At 74.0% G+C, this 21,826-nt stretch carries 14 protein-coding genes; 2 read left to right on the top strand and 12 right to left on the bottom strand.

What is annotated here, in order from left to right; all coding sequences use genetic code 11:
- Positions 1-10: 10 nt before the first annotated feature.
- From ACGFWE_RS13595 to ACGFWE_RS13585, 3 genes are all read right to left on the bottom strand, one after another.
- Positions 11-2,800, bottom strand: coding sequence for an FtsX-like permease family protein (locus tag ACGFWE_RS13595; protein WP_393599940.1), 2,790 nt, complete (start codon positions 2,798-2,800; stop codon positions 11-13).
- A complete protein-coding gene (locus ACGFWE_RS13590; protein WP_393600209.1) occupies positions 2,793-5,987 on the bottom strand; it encodes an FtsX-like permease family protein in 3,195 nt (1,064 codons plus the stop codon). The genes ACGFWE_RS13595 and ACGFWE_RS13590 overlap by 8 nt, the downstream gene beginning before the upstream one ends.
- Positions 5,988-6,161: 174 nt before the next feature.
- A complete protein-coding gene (locus ACGFWE_RS13585; RefSeq protein WP_352384060.1) occupies positions 6,162-6,575 on the bottom strand; it encodes a globin in 414 nt (137 codons plus the stop codon).
- A gap of 68 nt (positions 6,576-6,643) precedes the next feature.
- On the opposite strand from ACGFWE_RS13585, the gene ACGFWE_RS13580 reads away from it, so the two are divergent.
- Positions 6,644-7,624, top strand: a complete 981-nt coding sequence (locus tag ACGFWE_RS13580) for a methyltransferase domain-containing protein (RefSeq protein WP_393599939.1) — start codon at positions 6,644-6,646, stop codon at positions 7,622-7,624.
- A 26-nt stretch (positions 7,625-7,650) separates the two neighbouring features.
- Here the strand turns inward: ACGFWE_RS13580 and ACGFWE_RS13575 are convergent, their stop codons facing one another.
- From ACGFWE_RS13575 to ACGFWE_RS13545, 7 genes are all read right to left on the bottom strand, one after another.
- Positions 7,651-9,540: an FHA domain-containing protein gene (locus tag ACGFWE_RS13575; protein ID WP_393599938.1), complete on the bottom strand. Its 1,890-nt coding sequence runs from the start codon at positions 9,538-9,540 to the stop codon at positions 7,651-7,653.
- Positions 9,541-9,589: 49 nt separating this feature from the next.
- Positions 9,590-10,936 carry a VWA domain-containing protein gene (locus tag ACGFWE_RS13570; RefSeq protein WP_352384056.1) on the bottom strand — a complete coding sequence of 449 codons (1,347 nt, stop codon included), beginning with the start codon at positions 10,934-10,936 and terminating at the stop codon, positions 9,590-9,592.
- A 110-nt stretch (positions 10,937-11,046) separates the two neighbouring features.
- Positions 11,047-12,378, bottom strand: a complete 1,332-nt coding sequence (locus ACGFWE_RS13565; RefSeq protein WP_393599937.1) for a PP2C family serine/threonine-protein phosphatase — start codon at positions 12,376-12,378, stop codon at positions 11,047-11,049.
- Entirely contained in the window at positions 12,379-14,901 is a 2,523-nt protein-coding gene (locus ACGFWE_RS13560; protein ID WP_393599936.1) for a tetratricopeptide repeat protein, read from the bottom strand. It lies immediately after the preceding gene.
- A complete protein-coding gene (locus ACGFWE_RS13555) occupies positions 14,898-16,217 on the bottom strand; it encodes a hypothetical protein (protein ID WP_393599935.1) in 1,320 nt (439 codons plus the stop codon). The genes ACGFWE_RS13560 and ACGFWE_RS13555 overlap by 4 nt, the downstream gene beginning before the upstream one ends.
- Positions 16,218-16,273: 56 nt before the next feature.
- On the bottom strand, positions 16,274-17,338 hold the full coding sequence (locus ACGFWE_RS13550) for a glutamate ABC transporter substrate-binding protein (RefSeq protein WP_393600208.1): 1,065 nt from the start codon (positions 17,336-17,338) through the stop codon (positions 16,274-16,276).
- A gap of 14 nt (positions 17,339-17,352) precedes the next feature.
- Positions 17,353-18,768, bottom strand: a complete 1,416-nt coding sequence (locus ACGFWE_RS13545; protein WP_393599934.1) for a hypothetical protein — start codon at positions 18,766-18,768, stop codon at positions 17,353-17,355.
- Positions 18,769-19,019: 251 nt separating this feature from the next.
- Between ACGFWE_RS13545 and ACGFWE_RS13540 the strand changes: the two genes are divergently transcribed.
- Positions 19,020-19,610, top strand: coding sequence for a hypothetical protein (locus ACGFWE_RS13540; RefSeq protein ID WP_393599933.1), 591 nt, complete (start codon positions 19,020-19,022; stop codon positions 19,608-19,610).
- Here ACGFWE_RS13540 and ACGFWE_RS13535 read toward each other — a convergent pair.
- Both ACGFWE_RS13535 and ACGFWE_RS13530 read right to left on the bottom strand, forming a co-directional pair.
- Positions 19,598-20,569: an N-acetylglucosamine kinase gene (locus ACGFWE_RS13535; RefSeq protein WP_393599932.1), complete on the bottom strand. Its 972-nt coding sequence runs from the start codon at positions 20,567-20,569 to the stop codon at positions 19,598-19,600. The genes ACGFWE_RS13540 and ACGFWE_RS13535 overlap by 13 nt on opposite strands.
- On the bottom strand, positions 20,560-21,825 hold the full coding sequence (locus tag ACGFWE_RS13530; RefSeq protein ID WP_393599931.1) for a 6-phospho-beta-glucosidase: 1,266 nt from the start codon (positions 21,823-21,825) through the stop codon (positions 20,560-20,562). Before ACGFWE_RS13530 ends, ACGFWE_RS13535 begins: the two co-directional genes overlap by 10 nt.
- Position 21,826: the final 1 nt, after the last annotated feature.

Raw genomic sequence — 21,826 nt, 5'->3', positions numbered from 1 at the left:
CCGCAGGTGTTCATCTCGCGTCCCCCGCTCTCAGCTCCCGCACCGATCCCCGTCTCCCCGACCACCATGCCTGGCCGATCCCCATCCCCACCGCCAGCAGCAGTACGGCCGTCGCCGGTATCGCCAGGGACAGGGTGTCCGTGCGCAACTCCGACGCGGCCGAGGAGGGTTCGGCCGAGGGGAGGGCGATGGCTGTGAGGTCGATGCCCGGGGACAGGAGGCGGATGGTGGCCCAGCCCGTGAGGGTGCCTCCCAGGGCGGCCAGGATCGCCTGGGGCAGGGACTCCAGGATCAGCAGGCGGCGGCCCGCCGCTCGGGTCAGGCCCATCGTGCGGAGGCGGGCCAGCAGCGCCGTGCGTTCGGGGGCCGAGCGCAGGAGGGACAGCAGCAGGGCCAGGAGCGCGTAACCCGTGCCGGCCGCCACCGCCGTCGCGTAGACGCCTTCCGCCCCGGTCTGCAGCGGCGAGTCGACGTAGCGTTCCCGTTCCTCGGACCTCAGGTGTACGGACGCCGCCTCGGGGGCCGCCCTGCGCAGCGCGGCCCCGTCCAGGTCCTTCCCCGTCAGCAGCAGGGTCGTCGGCCGCGCCGTCTCCGGGCTCAGCGCCTCGCGGTTCACGACCAGGAAATCCGGGCCCGTCACGGCCGACGTGCGGTCGAGGACGCCGGTGATGCGGACGGTGAGCGAGCTGCCGTCCGGGAGCAGGACCGGGAAGGGGCGGGTGCCGTACGTCCGGGCCGTGGCCGTGGAGGCCAGGGCCGGGGTCGTGCCGCCGGCGGTCCCCTTCCGCAACTTCCGCAACCGGTCCGCCGGGAAGGCGCCGATGCCGGTCCGGGACGACAGTGCCGCGTAGTCCGCGGGGTTCACCCCGGCCAGCGGCACCGAGACCGCTCCGTCCTCCGGCTTCGCGTCGTACGTGACGCTCACCGCGGACAGCCCGCTCACCCCGGGTGAACGGCGCAGCCGCTCCGGCAGCCCCGACGGGAGCGGCGTCGCCGTCTCCACGCGCGCGTCGGCGCCGACCGCGAGGAGGGCCGCGTGGTCGCGGGCCTCCTGTACGCCCGCCAGGACCGAGCCGCCGAAGGCCGCCGTGGTCAGAGCGGTCAGCAGGGCGAGCAGGGGCAGGACGGCGGAGGCCGAGGTGCGGCCCGCCCGGGCCAGGGACAGATGGGCGAGGGCACCGCGCAGACGGGCGGCCGGACGGGCCAGGACCCGCAGCGGAAGCGGGTACAGACGGACCAGGACCAGGGCGGCGATCACGCCCACCAGCACCGGTGCCAGCGAGACGAGGTCGTCGGACGCGCCCGACGTGCCGCGGCGGCGCAGCGACTCCACCGCCCCCGCCGCCAGCGCCAGCAGCGTCAGCTCGACGACCGTACGGCGCCGGGACGGTCGTACGGAGGAGATGTCCTCGCGGCCGGTGTGGACGCGGACCGCGCGGTGGGCGGCCACCGCGCGCAGGGGCAGGGCCGCACAGGTGACGGCGGTCACCGCCACGGCGGCCGCGATCGCGTACGGGAGGCGGCCCTCGGGGACCGTGACGAGCGCGGCGGCCAGGCCCAGGGCGCCCGCCGGGACGGCCACGACCGCCGTCTCGGCGAAGAGGCGGGCGGTGAGCCCCCGCAGGGAGGCGCCACGGGCCCGCAGCAGGGCGAGTTCGCTGCGGCGGCGGTCGGCGGTGAGGCCGCCCGCCATCAGCAGGACGACGACGGCGACCGTGCCGGTGCCGGACGCGGCGACCGCGACGAGTGGGGCGACTTCGCGGCGGAACCGGTCGTAGGCGATGAGGATTTCGTCGAGGTCGGTGAGGACGTCGGTCCGGCCGGTGATCTCGCTCAGTTCGGTCACCGGACCGTCGATCTCCAGCCGCACCCTCTGCAGGGCGGGACCTGCCTCCAGGGAGGCGAGCGCGGAGCGCAGGGCCGGGGTGTCGCGGGCTCGCAGCGTCTGCTCGGAGGGCGCCAACTGCCAGTAGGGCTCCGGGCTTCCGGGGGTGGCGAGCAGGAGCGGGGCCGCCTCGGGGGCGATGAGCAGGGCGCCGAGCCAGTGCATGTCCAGGGACGGCGCGGGTTCGCGGATCAGGGACGGGGAGCGCAGGATCGGGTGGGTGGACCAGTAGGCGCCCTGCGGGTCGTGCGGGGTGACGATGCCCGTGACGCGGATGGGCAGGGTACGGCCGGCGGCGGGCGCGTGGATCACCGAACCGACCTTGATGTGGAGGGACTTGGCGGTGTCGACGGTGACCGCGGCCTCCAGCTCGGGGGTGTTCGCGGTCACGTCGCCGTCCGCACGCGGCAGACGGCCCCGGGCGAGCGAGGCGTGGGCGCCGAGGCCCGCCTGGGCGATCAGGGTCACCTCCGCGGGTTTGCCGGTCGGGCGCGGCAGCCACGGGTCCGGTACCGGGATGTCCATGGTGGTGCGCACGCCGTACGTCGACTGCCCCGGGTCGAGGGCGAGCGCCCGCGGGACCTGGGCGCGGACCTTGGCGTACTGGTGGGCCAGCACGCCGGGGCGCAGGACGTCCTCGCGTCCGCGTGGCGGCAGCATCATGGACGGCTGCGGGGCGAAGACCTCGATGCTGGTCCGGTCGGGGCGGGCCTGTTCGACGGCCCGGCGCAGTCCGGCGTCCTCGTAGCGGTCGACCGCCCGCGGGCACGCGGCCGCGAGACACGCGGTCAGCGCGACCAGCAGCGCCAGCCAGAACGCGGTGCCGGGCGCGGTCCGCAGCCGCGTGCGCACCCAGGGCACGGACTCCCCGGAACCCCCCGGTGCGGCCGTGTCGAAGAACCTCACCTCACTCACCCCCCTCACGCAGCACCCGCGCCGGATCCGCCCGCCGCAGTGCCAGCGCGGCGGTGACCAGGAGCGGGGCGAGGGCCACCGCCGCCAGCAGCGTGGCCGCCTGCGGGAGCGGGAGCTGGACCAGGACCCGCGGGACCGGTCTGGTCGCCTCGTCCGTCAGCACGATCAGCGGGACCACCGCCCGGGTCAGCACCGTGCCCAGCAGCGCGCCCACCAGCAGCGCCAGCACCACCAGGACGCCCTGTTCCACGGCGACCGCCCGGGCCAGCCGCCGCCGCGGGGCCCCCAGGGCGCGCAGTACGGCGAACTCCGCGCCGCGCTCCCGCAGCGACCCCGCCGCGCTCACCGCGAACCCGACCGCGGCCAGCGCCGCCGCCACCGCGGCCGCCGCGGCGAACGCGGCCTCGGGGCCCGCGCCGAACGGGTCGTCGCGCAGCTGCCCGGCGAGTTCGTCCCGGACCACGACCTGCGCGGGGTCCATGTCGGGCCGGGCCCGCAACGCCGCCGCGACCTTGTCCGACGCGCCCGGCCGGGTCGACAGCCACCACTCGGTCGGCTCCACGCCGCTGTCGGACTGCTCCTGCAACTGCCGGTTCACGGCCCGCAGATCGACCAGCAGGGCGCCGCCGTTGTCCGAGGTGGTGGGCAACTCCCGTACCGCGCGCACGATCCGCGCCGACACCGTCGAGCCGCCCAGCGGCACGTCCACTCTGTCGCCGAGGGCCGCGCCCGCCGAGGTGAGGAAGCGCTCGGTGGCGACGGCGGTGACCCCGGCCGACCTCGGCTGCGGGGCCTTCAGCCGGATCGTCAGCGACCCCGAGCTCCAGGTCTCGTCGTACGGGATGAACCCGGTGCCGTAGGTCACGCTCAGCCGACCGGATCCCGAACTCAGGCGTGGCGAGGTCGGTTTGGTCTTGGGGTTCGCCGACGAACTCGCCCCGTCGCTCTGCGAGCGGACCGCCCAGTCGGTCGGCAACCGGAGCCGCCGCACCGCACCGCCGGTGCCCGAGGCGGTCAACTCCGAGACGGTGAGCCGCTGTTGCTCGGCCCTGCCGCCCGGGACGGGGACGAGCAGTTCCAGGGCGGTCAGGGTCAGCGGGCCTCCGGACACGTAGACGTCCAGCGCGTGGGGCCGTCCGTCGGCGGGGAGTTGGCCGGCCTGGACGCGGTAGGGGGTGTCGTAGCGGTCCACCAGGGTGACGGCGACCTGCGCCGTCGTACTCGGCACCGGGCCGCGCAGGGTCGCCGTCAGCCGCAGCCGGGTCGTGTCCGCGGGCACCTTCACGCCCGCGGTCGCACCCTTGGGGGCGAGCCCCTGGCGGAACGGTCCGGAGTGCAGGTCGGGGCGGATCAGCATCGAGGCGTGGGCGGTGTCGAGGGCCAGCACCGTCGCCACCCGGCTTCCGGACAGGGCCAGTTCGGAGCGGGCGGCGGGGGCGGTCCGCCGTACGCCCGGGACGGCCGCGTACTGCTCGGTGCGGCCCGGACCCGCGTCACCGGAGGCCAGCACGCGCACCGGCGCCCCGGCCCGGAAGTCCGCCTGGTCGGACTGCGAACGGTCCCAGGAGGCGCCCTGCCCGATCGCCAGCATGCCCAGCGCCATCGCGAGGACCAGCAGCAGCACCGGGCCCGCCCCGCGCATCGGACGCCGGGCGATCTGCCAGCCGGCCAGGGCCGCGGTCAGGCCGCGCCCGCCGGTCGCCCGGCGTTCGGCGAGCCGGGCCAGCGGCGGCAGCAGCCGCAGCGTCAGGACGGTACCGGCCAGCAGGGCGAGCGCGGGCGCCGCCACCAGCAGCGGATCCACGCCCAGCGTGCCGGAGGTGTCGTCGGACACGGCACCGGAGGTCTGACGGCTGAGCTGGAAGTACGCCACCGCGGCCACGGCCAGCAGCCCGAGGTCCGCCCCCGCGCGCACCGCACCGGGCAGCGTCCGGGAGCGGCCACGCGCGAACGACGAGGTCAGGGCGGGCAGGGTCACCGCCAGCGCGCACCCGAGTGCCACCGCCGCCGCCACCAGCCACACCCCGGGCCGCCCGCCCGGCGGTACCTCCGGACGCAGCCCGATCCGGGCCAGCGCTCCCCGTTCGGCCAGCGTCCGGGTCAGCGGGCCCGCCAGGAGCGGCGCGCACAGCAGCGCGGGCACCGCGAGCAGCACCGCCTCCAGGGCGGCGAGGCCCGCGATCCGGGCCCGGGAGGCGCCGCGCGCCAGCAGCAGCCGGCTCTCGCCGGTGCGCTCACTGCTCAGCAGCCCCGCCACCAGCAGCAGGGCGCAGCCCGCGAGGAGCACCAGCTGCAGGGCGACGATCAGCAGGGTCGAGCGGGAGACCAGCAGGGAACGGTCGGTGCGGTCGAGGACCTCGGGCAGCGAGGTCGAGGCGGTCGTGGCGCCGCCGAGCGAGGACTCCTTGCGCAGCGCCGCGTTCCCCGCGACAGCCGTCCTGCGCAGCGCGTCCGACCGGGCGGTGGTCACCGTCGAGAAGTCGGCCGACGCCAGCCACCCCGACGTCCCGACGCTCACCGTCCCGTCGGCCAGCACGCCGGGATCGGCGAGCAGGGGGCCGTACGTCGTGAAATCGAGCTTGTTGATGCCCCGCCCGTGCAGGTCGTCGAGGAGCCAGTACGGGTCGGCGGCGCGGACGGGCCGGTACAGGCCGGTCACCGTGATCCGCACCGCCGGGCCGCGCAGCCGGTCGGCGAGGGTGAGGCGGGCACCGGGGCCGAGGTGCAGGGAGCGGGCGGCGGCCTGCGGGAGCGCCACCTCGACCAGCCCCTTCGCCGCCCGCGGCAGCCGCCCCTCGACGAGTCGCACCCGACTGCGGTCCAGTGCCGCGAAGTGCGTCAGATCCGGGTCCCCGGACCGCTCCGACGCCGACTGCAGCGACCGCGGCAGCGCGTACGGGCCCGACCGCAGCAACGTCCGCACGGTCACCGGCAGCCCGTCGAACGCCTGCCGCGCCACCTTGCGTACGGCGGTGTCGGCGGCCGTACGACGCTCCTCGGGTACGTCGGCCTTGACGACCAGCGCGGTGTCGGCGGCGTTGCGCGGGTCCTGGAGGGAGTGGCGCAGGGCCGCGTCCCCGATCGCGCCGGAGTAGGCGGTGAGGGTCGCGAGGACCGCCGTGGTGAGCAGGACCGTGAGCAGCGCGGCGGCGAGCAGCAGCCGGTGCGCCCGCCCGCGCAGGAACACCAAACGCGCGATTCCCCCGAACCCCGTCACCCGGCCCCCCGCCGTGTTGTGCAGATCTCCGGCGAGGATGTCAGAGGGGACGGTCGCGGGTAAGCGCTTGTAGCCCGGGCTTGACCGGATTGTGACCGGAATCCGACACCGGACGACCGGAATCCGGCACTCGGCGAAGAGTTGTCAGTCGGCGGTGTTCACCATCGAAGCAGCCGCGTACGTCAGGTAGTTCCACAGCTGGGTCTCGTGCTCCTCGGACAGGCCGAGTTCGTCGACGGCGTCCCGCATGTGCCTGAGCCACGCGTCGTGCGCCGCGCGATTGACGACGAAGGGCGCGTGGCGCATACGCAGCCGCGGGTGGCCGCGGTTGTCGCTGTACGTCGTGGGGCCGCCCCAGTACTGCATCAGGAACAGCACGAGGCGCTCCTCGGCCGGACCGAGGTCCTCCTCGGGGTACATGGGCCGCAGGACCGGGTCCTCGGCGACCCCCTGGTAGAAACGGTGGACGAGGCGGCGGAAGGTCTCCTCCCCGCCGACCTGCTCGTAGAAGGTCTGCGTCTGAAGCGTGCCGCGCCGGATCTCTTTCACGTCAACCATGGTCTCAGACGGGGTGGACGAGGACTCAAGGCTTAGGACCTGCCGTTCTCAGGGTGCAGAGTGGAGGCATGGGCGCGCACGCTCTCGACAGGGACCTCGCCGAACTCGCCGCCTCCGCGCGGGCCGCGCTGGTGCGGGAGATCGACGCGAGCGGGGCCTGGGCCACCGACCCGGTGTGGCGGCAGGCCTTCGAGGCGGTGCCCCGGCATCTGTTCGTGCCCTACTACTACGTCGGCGTCGTGGGCGGCCACGAGCGGCGCTGGGGGGAGAGCCCGGACCCGCGCGCCCGTCAGGAGTGGGTCCGCGGGGCCTACGCCGACGCCCCACTGGCGACCCGGCTGCGCGACGGCGAACTGGTCTCCTCCAGCAGCCAGCCCTCGCTGATGGCGATGATGCTGGCCGAGCTGCGGATACGGGACGGCGACCGGGTCCTGGAGATCGGCGCCGGCACCGGCTACAACGCGGCCCTGCTCGCCCACCGGCTCGGCGACCACCGCGTCACCACCGTCGACCTGGAACCGGAGATCACCGAGGCGGCACGCAGACACCTGGCCGCCGCCGGGTACCGCCCCGTCGTCGTCACCGGCGACGGAGCGCGCGGGGTGCCCGAACGCGCCCCCTTCGACCGGGTCATCGCCACCTGCACCCTGACGTCGGTCCCGACCGCCTGGCTCGGCCAGTGCCGCCCCGGCGCCCGCATCCTGAGCCCGCTCGCCACCGGCCTGATCGTTCTGACGGTCCGGGACGCCGGGCACGCCGAGGGGCGCTTCCTGCACACGCCCGTCTACTTCGTGCCGCTGCGTGGCGCGGACCGGCACGACGAGGGGTCCGTCGAGTGGGGCGGGGTGCCGCGCCGGGCCCGGCAGGACGACCTGTTCCGCTTCCTGCTGGCCCTGAGCCGCGGCAGCCTCCAACCGCGGGAGGCGTACGCGCTGTGGGAGCGCGAGGGGCAACCGAGCCGTGAGCGGTACGGCATCACGATCAGCGGAGACCGGCAGTGGGCGTGGCTGGACGACCCGGAGGGACCGCATACGTGGCCCCTCCGGTGAAGCCCCTCCGGTGACCTGGCCGCCGGCTAGCCGCGGCGGATCGTGATCGTCGTCCAGGCGCCCACGTGCACCCGGTCGCCGTCCTGGAGCGGCACCGGCACGAACGGTGTGATGGGCTCCTCGGCCCCGTTGACCGTGGTGCCGTTCGTCGAGTTCTGGTCGACGACCGCCCAGGAGCCGTCCGGCTGCTGCACCAGCACCGCGTGCTGGTGCGAGACGCCCGGGTCCTCCGGCGGCACCGACAGATCGACGTCGGGGGTGTCACCGGTGGAGTGCCGGCGGCGGCCGATGGTGACCTGGTTGCCGGTGAGCGTGCGCTGCTGCTCGGGGGAGTACGCGGGCAGGTTCAGGCCCGCGGCCTCCGGGCCGGAGCGCTGCATCATCGCCAGGAAGTAGTCGCGGTCCGGGCCGATCGTCGCAGTCCAGGTCGCCGGCTGCTGAGGGAAGGACGGCCCGGGGGGCCCGGGCGGGGCCTGGGTTGCGCCGGGCTGCGGGTAGCCGTAGCCGCCGCCGGGACCGCCGCCCGGACCTCCGGGGGCGGTGTTGGAGGGCGGGGAGATGACCCAGTCGTCGGCGCCGCCGCCGAAGGACGGACCGCCCTGCTGGGGCCGGTTGGTCTCCTGCGGGAAGGCGGGCGGGGCGGATGCGCCCTGCGCCGGGAAGCCCTGCGGGGCACCGCTCGTGTTACCGGGGCCGGCGGGCGGGGTCGGGCCCGGGGGCGGCGGGACCGGGCGGGAGGGGTCGGCACCGAAGTTCGGCGGACCACCGGGGGCGCCGCCGGGACCGGGGCCACCCGGGCCGGGGCGGGACGGGTCGCCGGGGAAGCCCTGCGGGCCGCCGGGACCGCCGGGCCCGCCAGGGCCGGGCTGGGTGGGAGGGCCGCCGAAGCCCTGCGGGCCGCCGGGCTGGGGGTAGCCGTAACCACCGGGGCCGGGGCCGCCTGGGCCACCGGGACCGGAGGATCCGGGCGGACCGGAGGGAGCCTGGGTGGCGCCGGGCTGCGGGTAGCCGTAGCCACCGGGGCCGGGGTTGTTGCCGGGGCCGCCTGGGCCTCCGGGACGTGAGGGTTCGCCCGGGAAACCGGAGGAGCCCGGTGCGCCGGGTCCGCCCGGGCCGCCAGGGAAACCGGAGGGGCCGGGTGCGCCGGAGCGTCCGGGGTCGCCCGGGAAACCCTGCTGGCCACCAGGACCGGACTGGCCGGGGCCACCGGATCGGGACGGGTCACCGGGGAAACCGGAGGGGCCGGAACCGCCGGGTGCACCGGGTCCGCCCGGGAAACCGGAAGGACCGGAGGAGCCCTGGCCACCGGGACCGCCGGGGCCACCGGGACCGCCGGGCCGGGACGGGTTACCGGGGAAGCCCTGCGGACCACCAGGACCGCCGGGCCCACCCGGGCCGCCGCCCGGCCCACCCGGACCGGGGCGGCCCGAAGGCTCCGAGCCGAAGGGGATCGGTTCCGCGGGGCGGTTCACCTGGGACGGGCGCGAGCCCTGGTACTCGTACGAATCACCGCCGCCGCCGAAGGACGGACCGGGCCCGGGCTGCTGCTGCTGGAAGTGCGAGGGCGGGCCGCCGGAGCCGGCCGGCGGGCGCGGGGCGGCCGGGGTGTAGGAGGTCGCCGTGTTCGTCAGGAAGTTCCACCGGCACTCCTCGCAGAAGGGCGCACCGCCCTCACGGGGCGTACGGCACTGCGGGCAGAGCTCCGGCTCGGGGTCCGGTACGGCGGACAGAGGCGGGCGTCCGCCGGGCTGGCCCCCGGGACCACCGGGACCGCCGGGCGGCGGGAAGCCGTAGCCGCCTCCACCCGGACCGGGCGGCGGCGGAGGGGGCGGAGGCACGGCACCGGCCATGCGGTGACCGCAGACCTCGCACCAGTCGTCGGAACCCGACTGGTGTCCGTTCGGGCAGGTCGGCATGTCGGCGCTTCCCCCTCTCGGATCAGGGAACTTCTACGTCGGAAACTGTCTACTTCTTTACACGAACTGTCTTTGTCGACCGTGTCTCGAGAGTCATCTCGTCGGCCTCCTCGACCTTCGCCTTCAGTCGCACAGTACCTGTCGTGGCGTCGACCACGTCGACCACCTTCGAAAGCAGTTTCGCAGTATCGGCGTTCCCCGAGTCGCTCGCGAGCTGAACGGCCCGGCCCAGTTTGGCCGTTGCTCCGTCGATATCGCCCGCTTTGCGGAGATCGAGCCCTTGTTGGATGGCCTGTGCCAGTTCGGCCTGGCCGGTGTAGTGGGCGACTTGGGGGTTGATCGACGTCGAGGCGACCATGTCGTCGGTCCACACGGCCCGGACGAGACCCTGTGCGCCCAGGTTCTGTGTGGTGCCGTCGGGCTGCGGGACGACCAGGGAGACCCGGGCGGCGAGCATCTCCTGGCCGATGTTCGCGGCCGGGACCTCGACGCAGACGTGGTAGTCACGGGACTCGTCTCCCCAGGAGCCGGTGGGGTAGTCCCCGGCGCGCGGACCGGCCTCGGTGCGGCGGTCGGTGAGCTCCTCGACGGTGGGCGCGACCTGCTTGACGAACTTGATGGTGGTGCCCACCGGGGTCCACACCCTGAGGGCGACGTCGGCGACCTCCTTGCCCATGGCCGTCTCCATCATCTGCGTGAAGTCGGCGGCGAGGGCGGCCGGGTCGGCGACGATGTCGGCGGTGCCGAGCAGGGCGGAGGCGATCCCTGTGACTTCTTTCACTTCCCAGTCGGTGCCCACGCCCCGGGCGTCGCAGGTGAAACGGCCCGCGCAGGCGTCGAGGGAGGCCTTGAGGTCCTCCGGTGACTCGTGTTCGTTGCGCCCGTCGGTGAGCAGGATGCCGTGCCGTATGGCGACGTCCGCCGAGGACAGCAGGCGGTCGGCGAGGCGCAGCCAGGTGCCGATGGCCGTACCGCCGCCCGCGCTGAGCTTGCGCAGGGCCTGCTTGGCCTGGTCGCGGGTGGTGGCGTCGGCTACCGCGAGTCGGCCGTTGCCCGGATAGATCTCCTTGGCCACGTGGGTGCCGCCGATCACCGCGAAGTGCACCCCGTCGCGCAGGGTGTCGATCGCGGCGGCCGTGGCGTCGCGGGCGTTGCGCATCTTGGTCGGCGGGTAGTCCATGGAGCCCGAGCAGTCGACCATGAGCGCGACCGCCGCCGAGGGGCCCTGTTGCGCCGACCACAGGTGCGCGGCCGCGACCGCGCTGCCGATCGTGCCGCCGCCGGTCGAGGTCACCGTGACGATCGCGTTGACCTCACGGCCGCCTTCGGGCAGGTACTCGTTCTGGTAGACATCCATCGCGAACTGCGGCGCGTGCGACTTCGAGAAATTGGCCATGCCTGCTCACATCCCCCTCGCGAACCCCACAGTCGTGGGGCGATGACTGATCGCGGACCGGTCCCCTCCGGTCCGGCGCTCCCGCTGCGGCGCGTTCCCCGCGTACGGCCTCAGGCCGATCCTGCCCCCTGCGAAGGGGCCGGGAACGGCACGACGGCCACTGTTACGTTGTCGTGGCCCCCACCGTCCAGGGCGTGGCCGACCAGCACCCGGGCGGTGTGCAGCGGGCGCGCGGCGGCGTCGGCCGGTACGGCTTCCGCCATCTCGTCGGCCGCCTCCGCGTAGTTCCACAGGCCGTCGGTGCACACCACCACGACACCAGGCCGGTCCGGCTTGAAGGAAGCGGTGTGCGGGTCGAGTTCGTAGGCGTCCGCGCCGAGCCAGCCGGTGATCGCGTGGGCGCGCTCGTCGGCGTACGCCTCGGCCTCGTTCATCAGGCCCGCGGCGACCATCTGTGCGGCCCAGGAGTCGTCCTCGGTGAGCCGGGCCGGGGGTGAACTGCGGTCCGTGGGCACCCAGTAGACGCGGCTGTCGCCGACCCAGCCGACGACCAGCAGGCTCGGGGTGACGACCGAGCCGACGATCGTGCACGCGGGGGCGTTCTGGTGGGGCTGGTGCTCGCGGGCCGTGGCGGGTTCCCCGGCGAGCGAGTTGACCGCGCGGGAGGCGGCGACGATCGCCTCGTGCATGGCCTGCTGGGGATGCGTGCCCTGCGGCAGCGCGGCCAGCAGCGCGTCGGCCGCGGCCCGGGACGCGGCCAGGGAGGCGTCGTCGGGGCGGGTCGCGGAGGACACGCCGTCGCAGACGACCGCGAAGGTGGCCGGCGAGCCGTCGGGCAGCACGCTGGTGCCGAGGGTGAAGGCGTCCTCGTTGCGGTGGTGGCGCAGGCCGCGGTCGCTGACGGCGGCCATCGGGCCCGCCTCCTGCTCCATGTGGTCGCGCTCACGCGGCTGGGCGTGCCCGCAGTTCTCGCAGTAGCCGTCGTCGTCGACCCGGCCGGCGCGGCAGGCCACGCAGACCGTCGACGGTGCGGTGCCCTCGGCGGGGGTGGGCGGTCCGGCGACCATGCGTGGGTCGGGCGCCTGCAAAAGGTACTCCTCGGGCTCCGGGGGCCGGTCGAAGCGCACACCGGAGGCGGGGGAGACCGGTGATCCGAGCACCGGCCCCGACTGGGGCGGCACCTGGGGCAGTTCGTGCTCGCCCGACGCCGCGGCCCGCAGGTCGGTCGGCAGATGCAGCTCCGCCGGGGGGTGCGGGGCCTGCGGCCAGGGGCCGGCCGTGGGCGCGCCGTTCATGGCGATGGTCGGGCTGTCGTCCGGGCGTGCCGGGACGGCGGACAGGTCGTATCCGCACGCACCGCAGAAGCGGTCGCCCGACTCGAGGGGTTCCTCGCAGCTCGGGCACCTCGACAGGGCGGTCTGCTGGGGCATCTGCGACATCAACTACACCCACGTCCGGGGGCGGTAACGGTTGGCTCGTTCCACCAGGTAGATCCTCTCCTCGCCGCCCTGCGCGAGCCGGGCCAGCGCGCGGTACGAACGCTCCAGGCCGAAGCGCAGTCCTCGCTCGTCCAGTCCACTGCCGAGCAGCGCCCGTCCCCCGGCGGCGGGGGCGACGGAGTCCTGGCCACCGGAGAGTATCCAGTCCAGGGCCGCGCCCAGCACCTCGGCCGACAACTGCTCACGGCGCGCCGGATCGAGACCGTACGCGTCCAGCGCCTCGACCTGCCCGGCGGCGGCGGTCAGGTCGTCCAGGAAGGGTACGTCGCCCGCGGTCGCGGTGCGTCCACGCAGCCGCGCGCGGACGGCGGCCACCCGGGCGGCGGTGTAGTGGATGGAGGACTCCGGCACCGACTCCAGCGTCTTCACCGCGCTACGGCGGTCCCCGCTCGCCAGTTGCACGCGCGCGAGGCCGAACGCGGCGCTCACATAGCTGGGGTCGGTCGACCAGACCAGGCCGTAGTACTCGGCGGCGTTGTCGAGCTGGCCGAGCACCTCCGCGCACAGGCCGAGGGCGAGCTTGGGGGCGGGTTCGCCGGGGAAGGCGTCGTAGATCGCGTCGAAGGCGAGCGCGGCGGCCTCGTGGTCGCCGGTCACCAGGGCGGCCACGCCCCGGTACCAGACCACCCGCCAGTCGTCGGGCCGTTCGTCCTCGAGGCGCCGCAGTGCCTCGTCCGCGGTGTGCGCGTCGCCGTTCTCCAGCCAGGCGCGGATCTGCCGGAGCCGTGACTCCGCCGACGGGGCCGGCGCGGCCGCGAGGGCGCCGAGCAGTTCGGCGGGCGCGGTGGTCATGAGCCCGGCGAGGAAACCGGCGTTGGGGTCGGAGGGGTCGACGAGGGGGACGGGAAGCGCGAGGGAGGCGACGGGAGCGTCGACCGGCTTGACGATCGCACTGCCGGCACCGATCGCACCGACCACACCGCCGGCACCGACGGAGGTCTTCCGGGACGGCAGCACCCGTCCCCCCAGCCGCGACACCTCCCCGTCCAGCTTCGGGAACAACTCCGTGTCGGTGACCCGGACTTCGGGTCCGAAGAGGGTCGACAGGGAGGGCCTGGCGCGGCCCGTCTGGAGGGAGACGACCTCGCGCAGGACGCCCGTCAGCTGGTCCGACATCTCCTGCGCGGAGGAGAACCGGCGGGCCGGGTCCGGGTCGGTCGCGCGGACCAGCAGCCGGTAGAAGGACTCGTACCGGCGGAAGACCTCGATGTTGTCGGGGTCGGGCAGCGAGTCGACGAAGACGTTGGTGTAGCCCTGGAAGTCGAAGGTCAGCACCGCCAGGGTGCGGCCGACGGTGTACAGGTCGGAGGCGACCGAGGGGCCCACGTCCGCGACCTCGGGGGCCTGGTAGCCCACCGTGCCGTAGATGGCCGACTCCTCGTCGTCCATCCTGCGCACCGCGCCCATGTCGATCAGCTTGAGCTGGTCCTCGGTCTGGATGGCGTTGTCGACCTTGAAGTCGCAGTACAGGAGGTTGCGGCTGTGGAGGTGGCCGAGCGCCTCCAGGGCCTCGATGCCGTAGGCGCACGCCTGCTCCACCGGCAGCGGGTCCCGCTTGCCGTCGGCCGAACGGCGGCCGTTGGCGATCTCCTTGAGCGACTTGCCGCCGACGTACTCCATGACGATGTAGCCGTCGAGCGAGCCGGTGCGCTGGTCGAGATGCTCCACGAAGTTGTAGATCCGCACGATGTTGGAGTGCTCGATCTCCGCGAGGAAGCGCCGCTCGGAGATCGCCGCGGCCATCGCGTCCTGGTCGCCGGTGTCCAGCAGGCCCTTGAGGACCACCCAGCGGTCGGACACCGCGCGGTCCACGGCGAGATACACCCAGCCGAGACCGCCGTGCGCCAGACAGCCCGCGACCTCGTACTGGCCGTGCACGACGTCACCGGACTTCAGCTTCGGCACGAACGAGTACGGGTGGCCGCACTTCGTGCAGAAGCCCTCCGTGCGCCCGGGCCGCTCCCCGCGCGAACGCCCCACCGGGGCACCGCAGTCGGAGCGCGAGCAGAACCGCTTGCGCTCGGGCACCTCCGGGTTCTCCAGCACCATCCCGCGCGGGTCGGGCCGCGGTACCCCGGGCACCTCGACGAGCCCCGCGCCGAGCCGGCCGCGCCCGCTCGAACCGGCGGTCGAGCCGGAGCCGCGCACCGACACCGAACGGCCCGTGGACTTCCCCGAGACCGCGCGCGAGAGCCGTCCCGACACCGAGCGCCGCGACTTGGACGAGTGCGAGGACGTACGCGTGGACGTACGGGAGGAACCGCGGCCGGTGGCGTGCGAACCGGCGCTGCCCTGCGAGTGGCTGCCGCCGCCCGTCCCGCCGGTGGGCACCGAGCCGTTCCGGCCCGTCCCGGCCGGGACGACCGGTGCGAGGCCGCAAGTGTCGCAGTACAGCTCGCCGCCGCCCATGTCCTCGTACCTGCCGTCGCAGCCGGGCCGCTGGCAGGGCTGCTGTTCCTGGCTCATGACGTCGACTCCCCCCTACGGTCCTGCGGCACCCGCGGGGCGCCCAGCAGTTCGGCGACCGCGTGCTGGTAGCGCAGCACGGCCTGTTCGGCGACCCGCAGGTCGCAGGGCGCGCTCCACAGCATCCGCCGGGCCGCGTCGTACCGCTCGATCAGGAACGGGTCCTCGGCCAGGCCGTGCCGGGCGACCTTCGCCTTGTACGCGTCGAGCCGGCCGCGCAGCTCCGCGCGGACCGCGAGCGGTGCGGTGACCGCGGTCAGCGACTCGCGGGCGCGCAGCAGTTCGTCCTCCGCCTTCTGCTCCAGGGACTCCAGGAGCGGGGACAACCGGTGCCACTGGGCGTGTCTGCGGTACTCGGCGGCCGTCGACAGCTGCTCCTGCAGCGCGGTCGGCGGTCCGCTGACGACCGGCACCTCCGTGGCGGCGATCTTCGCGAGGACCTCGCCGCGCGCGAGACGCGCCTCGGCGAGCGTGCGGTCCGCGCGGGAGAGCACGTCCCGCAGCCTGACCAGCCGGGCCTCGGCGTCCTGCCGGACGGTGAGCACGGCGTCGATCTCCCGGCGCACCTCCTCCAGGGCGCGCGCCTCACGGTCGTACGCCGTGGTGTCCGGCCTGCCGCCGCCGGGCGCCGAACTGCCCTGCGCGCGCTGCCAGAAGGCGAGCGGGTCGGAGATCACCTGCTCGCGCAGCGAGGTGAGGGTGCGGGTGATGCGCTCCAGGTCGTCACCGGCCGGATGCTCCCCGGGCCGTACGCCGACGGAGTGCGCGAGCCGGCGGGTGCGCTGGAGCTCGGCGGACAGAAGATCTATCCGCGCGGGCAGTGCCGACCACACCGCGTCGGCGGCGACGACCATGTCCAGGCTCGTCGCGTACAGCTCGTTCATCCGCTCCACGAGCGTCACCAGCGAGAACCGCTCGCTGAGTTTGCCCGAATTCCCGTGCAGGGTGGGCGCGTTGGCGGTGGCGGTGGCCGAGCCGGCGACCGTGACCGACTCGCCGCGCAGCAGCTCGCTCAGCTCCACCAGGTCCTCGCGGCTGGACCAGCGGCGGCGGGAACGGATCTCGCGGGCCGAGCGCAGCGCGTCCGAGTACGCGTCGAAGTACGCCCACAGCAGGGTGATCGACGCGTCGGCGGCCTCCCAGCGCTCCTTGGTGACCCCGGTGAGCTCGGCACCTTCGAGGAGCCTGCGGCCCGCGTGGTCCTGCAGGGCGAGGAGCGAGGTCTCGATCGCCTCGTGCTCCGCGCCGAGCCGCGCCAGCGCACGGTCCACCTCGTCCCGGTCCATCACCGGCCCGGGGGGTCCCGTGACGCCCATCGATCACCTCTCGCTGCTGAAGGGTTGCTGGGTGGTTGTTCGGTTGTGACGGTGCGTCAGTTCTTGCGCAGGTACTTCGGTGGCGGCGGCTCCGACTTCGCCGAGCTCTCGTTCAGTGTGGCCGACAGCCACCTGTCGTACGACGCCTGCCAGCCGTCGGTGGTGTCCTTGCGGTAGTCCACCAGGATCTGGTTGACCCGGCGTACCAGATCGTCGGCGTCGCTCTTCATCGCCACGCCGTAGTACTCGGTGGTGAAGGGGGAGCCCTTCAGTTCGACCGTGGGGTCCTGGGCGGCCTGGCTGGCGGCGAGGGCGCCGTCGGTGACCACGGCGTCGACCTCGCCGAGCTGGAGCCTGACGAGGCAGTCGAGTTGGTTGGGCACGGTGGTTTTGATGTCGGCGGAGGCGACGAGCCCCCCTGCCTTCTTGTCGTCCTCCAGCTTGGAGAAGGCGGTCGAACCCTCGGCCGTGCAGATCTTCTTCTTCGCCAGAGTGTCGTTGTAGCCCGTGATGTCCGAGGACTTGGGGGCGAGGACCTGCTGACCCGTCTTGAAGTAGGGCGCGGAGAACGCCACTTGGTCGACGCGGGTGCAGTTGATCGTCATCGTGCGGACGACCATGTCGACCCGGCCCTTCTCGATCGCCGGGATGCGCTGGTTGGTCGGGATCGCCTTGAACTGCACGGCGTTCGGGTCACCCAGGATGTCCTGCGCGATCCGGTGCACCAGATCGATGTCGAAGCCCTCCAGGTCGGCCTTCGCCCCGCCGTTGGGGTTGCGGTAACCCCAGCGGTAGCTGTTCTGGTCGACGCCCACGATCAGCTTGCGCTTCTCGCCCTGCCGAGCCTTGATCCTGTCTATCGCCGGGCCGCCCGCGCTCGACGGGGACAGCGTCTGGTCCTCCGGATGCGCCTTGATCGCCGGGTTCAGGCAGGCCTTGCTGTCCGCCGCCTGCAGCGCGCGCGTCAAGCCTGGCCCGCCGGTGCCCGTGCTGCCGTCGCCGCTCGGCCGGGTGTGCGGCAGCAGCAGCGCGAAGGCGAGCACCAGGACGCAGACGACCGCCATCGCCCCGACACCGCCCCAGCCCTTGAGACCGGTCCGCACCCGTCCGCGCATTCGCATCGTCACGCCCCCTCTCACCGGTACTCCGACAGCCTGCGGCCGATGCCCAGTACCGCGCCGGCCGCGCCGAGGACGGCCAGGACGGCGGCGCCCACCGGCAGTCCGGTCATCGCGCCCAGGCCGTCACCGGCCGACCGCGCGAACTCCTTCTCCTCGTGGGTCAGGGCCTTGGCGAGGTTCTTGTCGACGCTGTCGAAGCACTCGCCCGTGTCGCCCTTGCCGCCTATGACCCGGTTCAAAGCCACTTCGTAGTTGCCGAAGTCGTCCTGCTCGCGGGCCGCGGAGTGGCGCTGTTTCCACACCGCCATGTTGCCCTCGGCCGCGGTGACCGGCTTCTTGCCGTCGCTGTCGTCGGCGAGCTCGGACGCCTCGGCCAGGCCCTTGCCGAGGGTGTCCATGTCCTTGCCGAAGTCGTAGTCGTAGGCGTCGTAGGAGACGTCCTGGCCCTGGGCGTTCTTCACGGTGACCGTCTCGGCGCCGCGGGCCACCAGGGTGAGGTTCTCGTTGCCGCGCGCCTTCAGGGAGGCGATCCGGGCGTCGTGCAGCACATTGAGCGAGCGGACCCCGTGGTCGTAGGAGTCGTCGAGGCCCGCGCGCGCGACGGTGTGGCCGACGACCAGCCACAGCAGTACCACCGTGGCTGTCGCGGTGGCCGCGACCAGACCGTGGTTGAGGACCCGGTTGGTGCGCCGGTAGTTGCGGTGCTGCGCCCAGGCGAGCCCGGCCAGCGCCAGGACGCCGAGGCCGATCGCCGCCCACGGGTAGGGCGTGGCGTCGGCGTAGTCGGCGCGCAGCCGCTGGTTCTCGCTCGTGTAGAGGTTCTGCGCCTTCGGGAGCATCTCCTCCTGCATCTTCTCGTTGGCGTACCGCAGATAGGCGCCGCCGACCGGGAAGCCCTGGCGGTTGTACGTACGGGCCCGCTCCACCAGGCCCTTGTACTCCGGCAGCAGGGTGTTGAGCTCGGCCACGGTCTTCGCGGCGGGGGAGTCCGGGTCGGAGTTCGAGGCCGCCTTGACCAGACCGGTCGCCGCCAGATCGATGTCCTTCTCGTACCGGTTGCGGGAGCCGGCCGTCTCCTGGCCGCCGGCGAGGAAGCCGCTGGAGGCCGTGGTGTTGGCGTCGGCCAGGTAGCGGTAGATGTCGGCGGCTGCGCTGCTGAGCGGCTGGCTCTTGTGCAGCACGTCGTCCGCGGCGGCGGCCCGGTCGTTGGTCTGCCAGGCGGTCACCGCGCCGAAGAGGATCACGAGCAGGGCGAGCGCCGCGCCAATGACGCGCAGCCGGCCCGGTTCGGTGGTGGCGGCCGCGCGCACCTGGTCGAAACCCTCGGCGAAGGCCGTACGACGGGCGGGTGCCCGGTCCGGCGCGGGGGCGGGCGGAGACGCCTGCGGGGCCGGGGCCGGGGGTCCCGGCTGCGGCGGAATGGCCGGCATCGTGGGCACCCCGGAACCCGGTGGTGCCGCGCTGCTCTTCGGCGGGTGTGTCACTGTTCGACCTCCCCCATGGTCATCCCTCGCCGCAAGTATCGCTGCCGGGACCGACATCCGCACCGGGCTTCACTCGATCTTGATCGGATCGCAGCGGACTGCCTGCCGCCGCTCCGCGTTCTGCACCACCCCTTGCCCATCAATACGCCGCCGGAATCGGTTCGGTTCCCCCCCAAGGGGCGCGTAAGGTCGCCGTCGTGCGCGGGGTACGTGTGGTGATGATCGGCGGAACGTCCAATACCGGCAAGTCCACGGTCGCCGGGGCGGTCGCCGGCCGGCTCGGCTTCGAGCACCGCTCGACGGACCTGCTGGCCAGACACCCGGGGCGGCCCTGGCGCACGCCGGAGTGGGAGGTGCCGCCGCATGTGGCCGAGCACTACGCGACGCTCGGCGTGGACGAGTTGATCGACTCGGTCCTCGCCCACTACGAGCGGCTGTGGCCCCGCATCGAGGACCTGGTCCAGGCGCACGCCGCCGGACCGGGCCTGGTCCTGGAGGGCTCGGCGCTGTGGCCGGAGCGGGTGGCCACGCCGGCCGTGCCGCACACCGCCGCCGTCTGGCTCACCGCCGGCGAGGACGTCGTACGCGCCCGGATCCGGACGGCCGGGCGCTACGACGAGGCGACGGACGAGGAACGGTTCCTGATGGACAAGTTCCTTGCCCGGAGCGTGCGTTACCAGGAGCTGATGGTGGCGGCCGTCGACCGGCTGGGACTGGCCCGCGTCGACGTCGGGAAGGACATGTCCGTCTCCGAGGTGGCCGACGCGGTGCTCGCTCAGGCCTCGTAGTACGTCCGCGTCCTGGCCTGCACCTCCGGGGACGCTCCGGCCCGGTCCAGGCCGAGGAGCGCGGCGCCCAGGACCGGACGCGCCGTCACCACCCGGGGTACGGCCTTGGGGGCGCGGGCCGCCAGGAGTTCCCGTACGCCGTCGTCCAGTTGGGGGTGCCGGGCGGCCAGGACGCTGCCGCCGAGCAGGACCGGGGTCTCCTCGTCGAGGAGGTCGAGGCGGGTCAGGGCCACCGTCGCCATGGACACCACCTCGTCGGCCAGGCGGTCGACGAGGGAACGGGCCACTCGGTCGCCGGCGGCGGCCGTGGCGAAGAGCACCGGGGTCAGTTCGTGGCGGCGGGCGGGGGCGATCTCCTCCAGGTGCAGGGCCTCGATCAGGGCGTACATGGAGGGCAGCTGGAAGTGGAGCGGGAGCACGCGCGCGAGGTCGGTGTCGACGCCCCGGCCGTCCTCCGCGCGGGCCGCGTGCCACAGGGCCTCCTCCGCGAGGCCCCAGCCGCCGCCCCAGTCGCCGGAGATCCGGCCCAGCGCGGGGAAGCGGGCGGTACGGCCGTCGGGCCGCATGCCGACGCAGTTGATGCCCGCGCCGCACACCACGGCGACCCCGCGCGGTTCGGTGACCCCGGCCCGCAGGATCGCGAAGGTGTCGTTGCGGACCTCCACGTCCGGGCCCCACGCGCGCGTGCGCAGCGCCGCGGCCAACTGCCGCTCCTCCACCGGGAAGTCGGCGTTGGCGAGACACGCCGAGACGTGCTCCACCGAACTCACCCCAGCCGCGGCGAAGGCCCGCCCGACCGCGTCGGCGACGGCGTCCACCGCCGCCTCGACGCCCACCACCGGCGGCCGGAACCCGCCGCCGCGGGCCGTGGCGAGGACGCTGCCGTCGGCCGCCACGACCGCGACGTCGGTCTTGCTGTTGCCCGCGTCGACGGCGAGGACACATGCGGTCAGGCCCACGCGAGATGCTCCCGGTTGTGTGCGATCAGTCGGTCGGTGAGGCCCTCGGCGTACGCGTACTGGCCGACGAGGGGATGCGCGAGCAGCGCCTTGAACACCCGGTCCCGGCCGCCCCGCAGAGCCGCCGCCAGCGCCAGGTCCTCGTACGCCGTCACGTGCGCCATCAGCCCCGCGAACAGCGGGTCCACGGCCGGCACCGCCAGCGGGGTCGGACCGTTCGGGCCCACCGCCGACTGCACCTCGATCACCGCGTCGGCGGGCAGGAAGGGCAGCGTGCCCCGGTTGAGGGTGTTGACCACCTGGTAGGGGCTGCCGCTCCCGCCGAGCAGCCCGGCGGCGAGGTCCACCGCCGCCTCCGAGTAGTAGGCCCCGCCGCGCCTGGCGAGCAGCTCCGGCTTCTCGTCCAGGGCCGGGTCGCCGTACATCCGCAGCAACTCGCTCTCCATCGCCGCCACTTCGGCGGCCCGGGACGGCTTGCTGCCCAGTTCCCGCACGACCTCGTCGTGCGCGTAGAAGTACCGCAGGTAGTACGACGGGACCACGCCGAGCCGGTCGAGGAGCGGGCGCGGCAGGTGCAGGTCGCCGGCGATCGTGTCGCCGTGCTCGGCGAGCAGCTTGGGCAGGACGTCCTCGCCCTCGGGACCGCCCAGCCGTACACCTGTCTCCCAGGTGAGGTGGTTGAGGCCCACGTGGTCGAGGTGGAGGTCGGCAGGCGTCACGCCGAGCAGCCCGGCGAACTTCCGCTGGAAGCCGATGGCCACGTTGCACAGCCCGACCGCCTTGTGCCCGGCCTGGAGCAGGGCGCGGGTGACGATCCCGACCGGGTTGGTGAAGTCGATGATCCAGGCGTCCGGGTTGGCCCGGCGGACCCGTTCGGCGATGTCGAGGACCACCGGGACCGTGCGCAGCGCCTTGGCGAGGCCGCCCGCGCCGGTCGTCTCCTGGCCGACGCAGCCGCACTCCAGGGGCCAGGTCTCGTCCTGTTGCCGAGCCGCCTGGCCGCCCACGCGCAGCTGCAGGAGCACCGCGTCGGCGCCGTCCACGCCCGCGTCCAGGTCGGACGTGGTGACGATACGGCCGTCGTGCCCCTGCTTGGCGAAGATGCGCCGGGCGAGGCCGCCGACCAGCTCCAGGCGCTCGGCGGCCGGGTCGACGAGAACGAGTTCCTCGACGGGCAGGGTGTCGCGCAGGCGGGCGAAGCCGTCGACGAGTTCGGGGGTGTAGGTCGAGCCTCCGCCGACCACGGTGAGTTTCATA

Origin of the sequence: Streptomyces sp. NPDC048523 (assembly GCF_043199815.1) — a bacterium.
Taxonomy (GTDB): domain Bacteria; phylum Actinomycetota; class Actinomycetes; order Streptomycetales; family Streptomycetaceae; genus Streptomyces.
The sequence above is the reverse complement of the archived record's forward strand: the minus strand, read 5'-3'. Positions and strand labels throughout refer to the sequence as shown.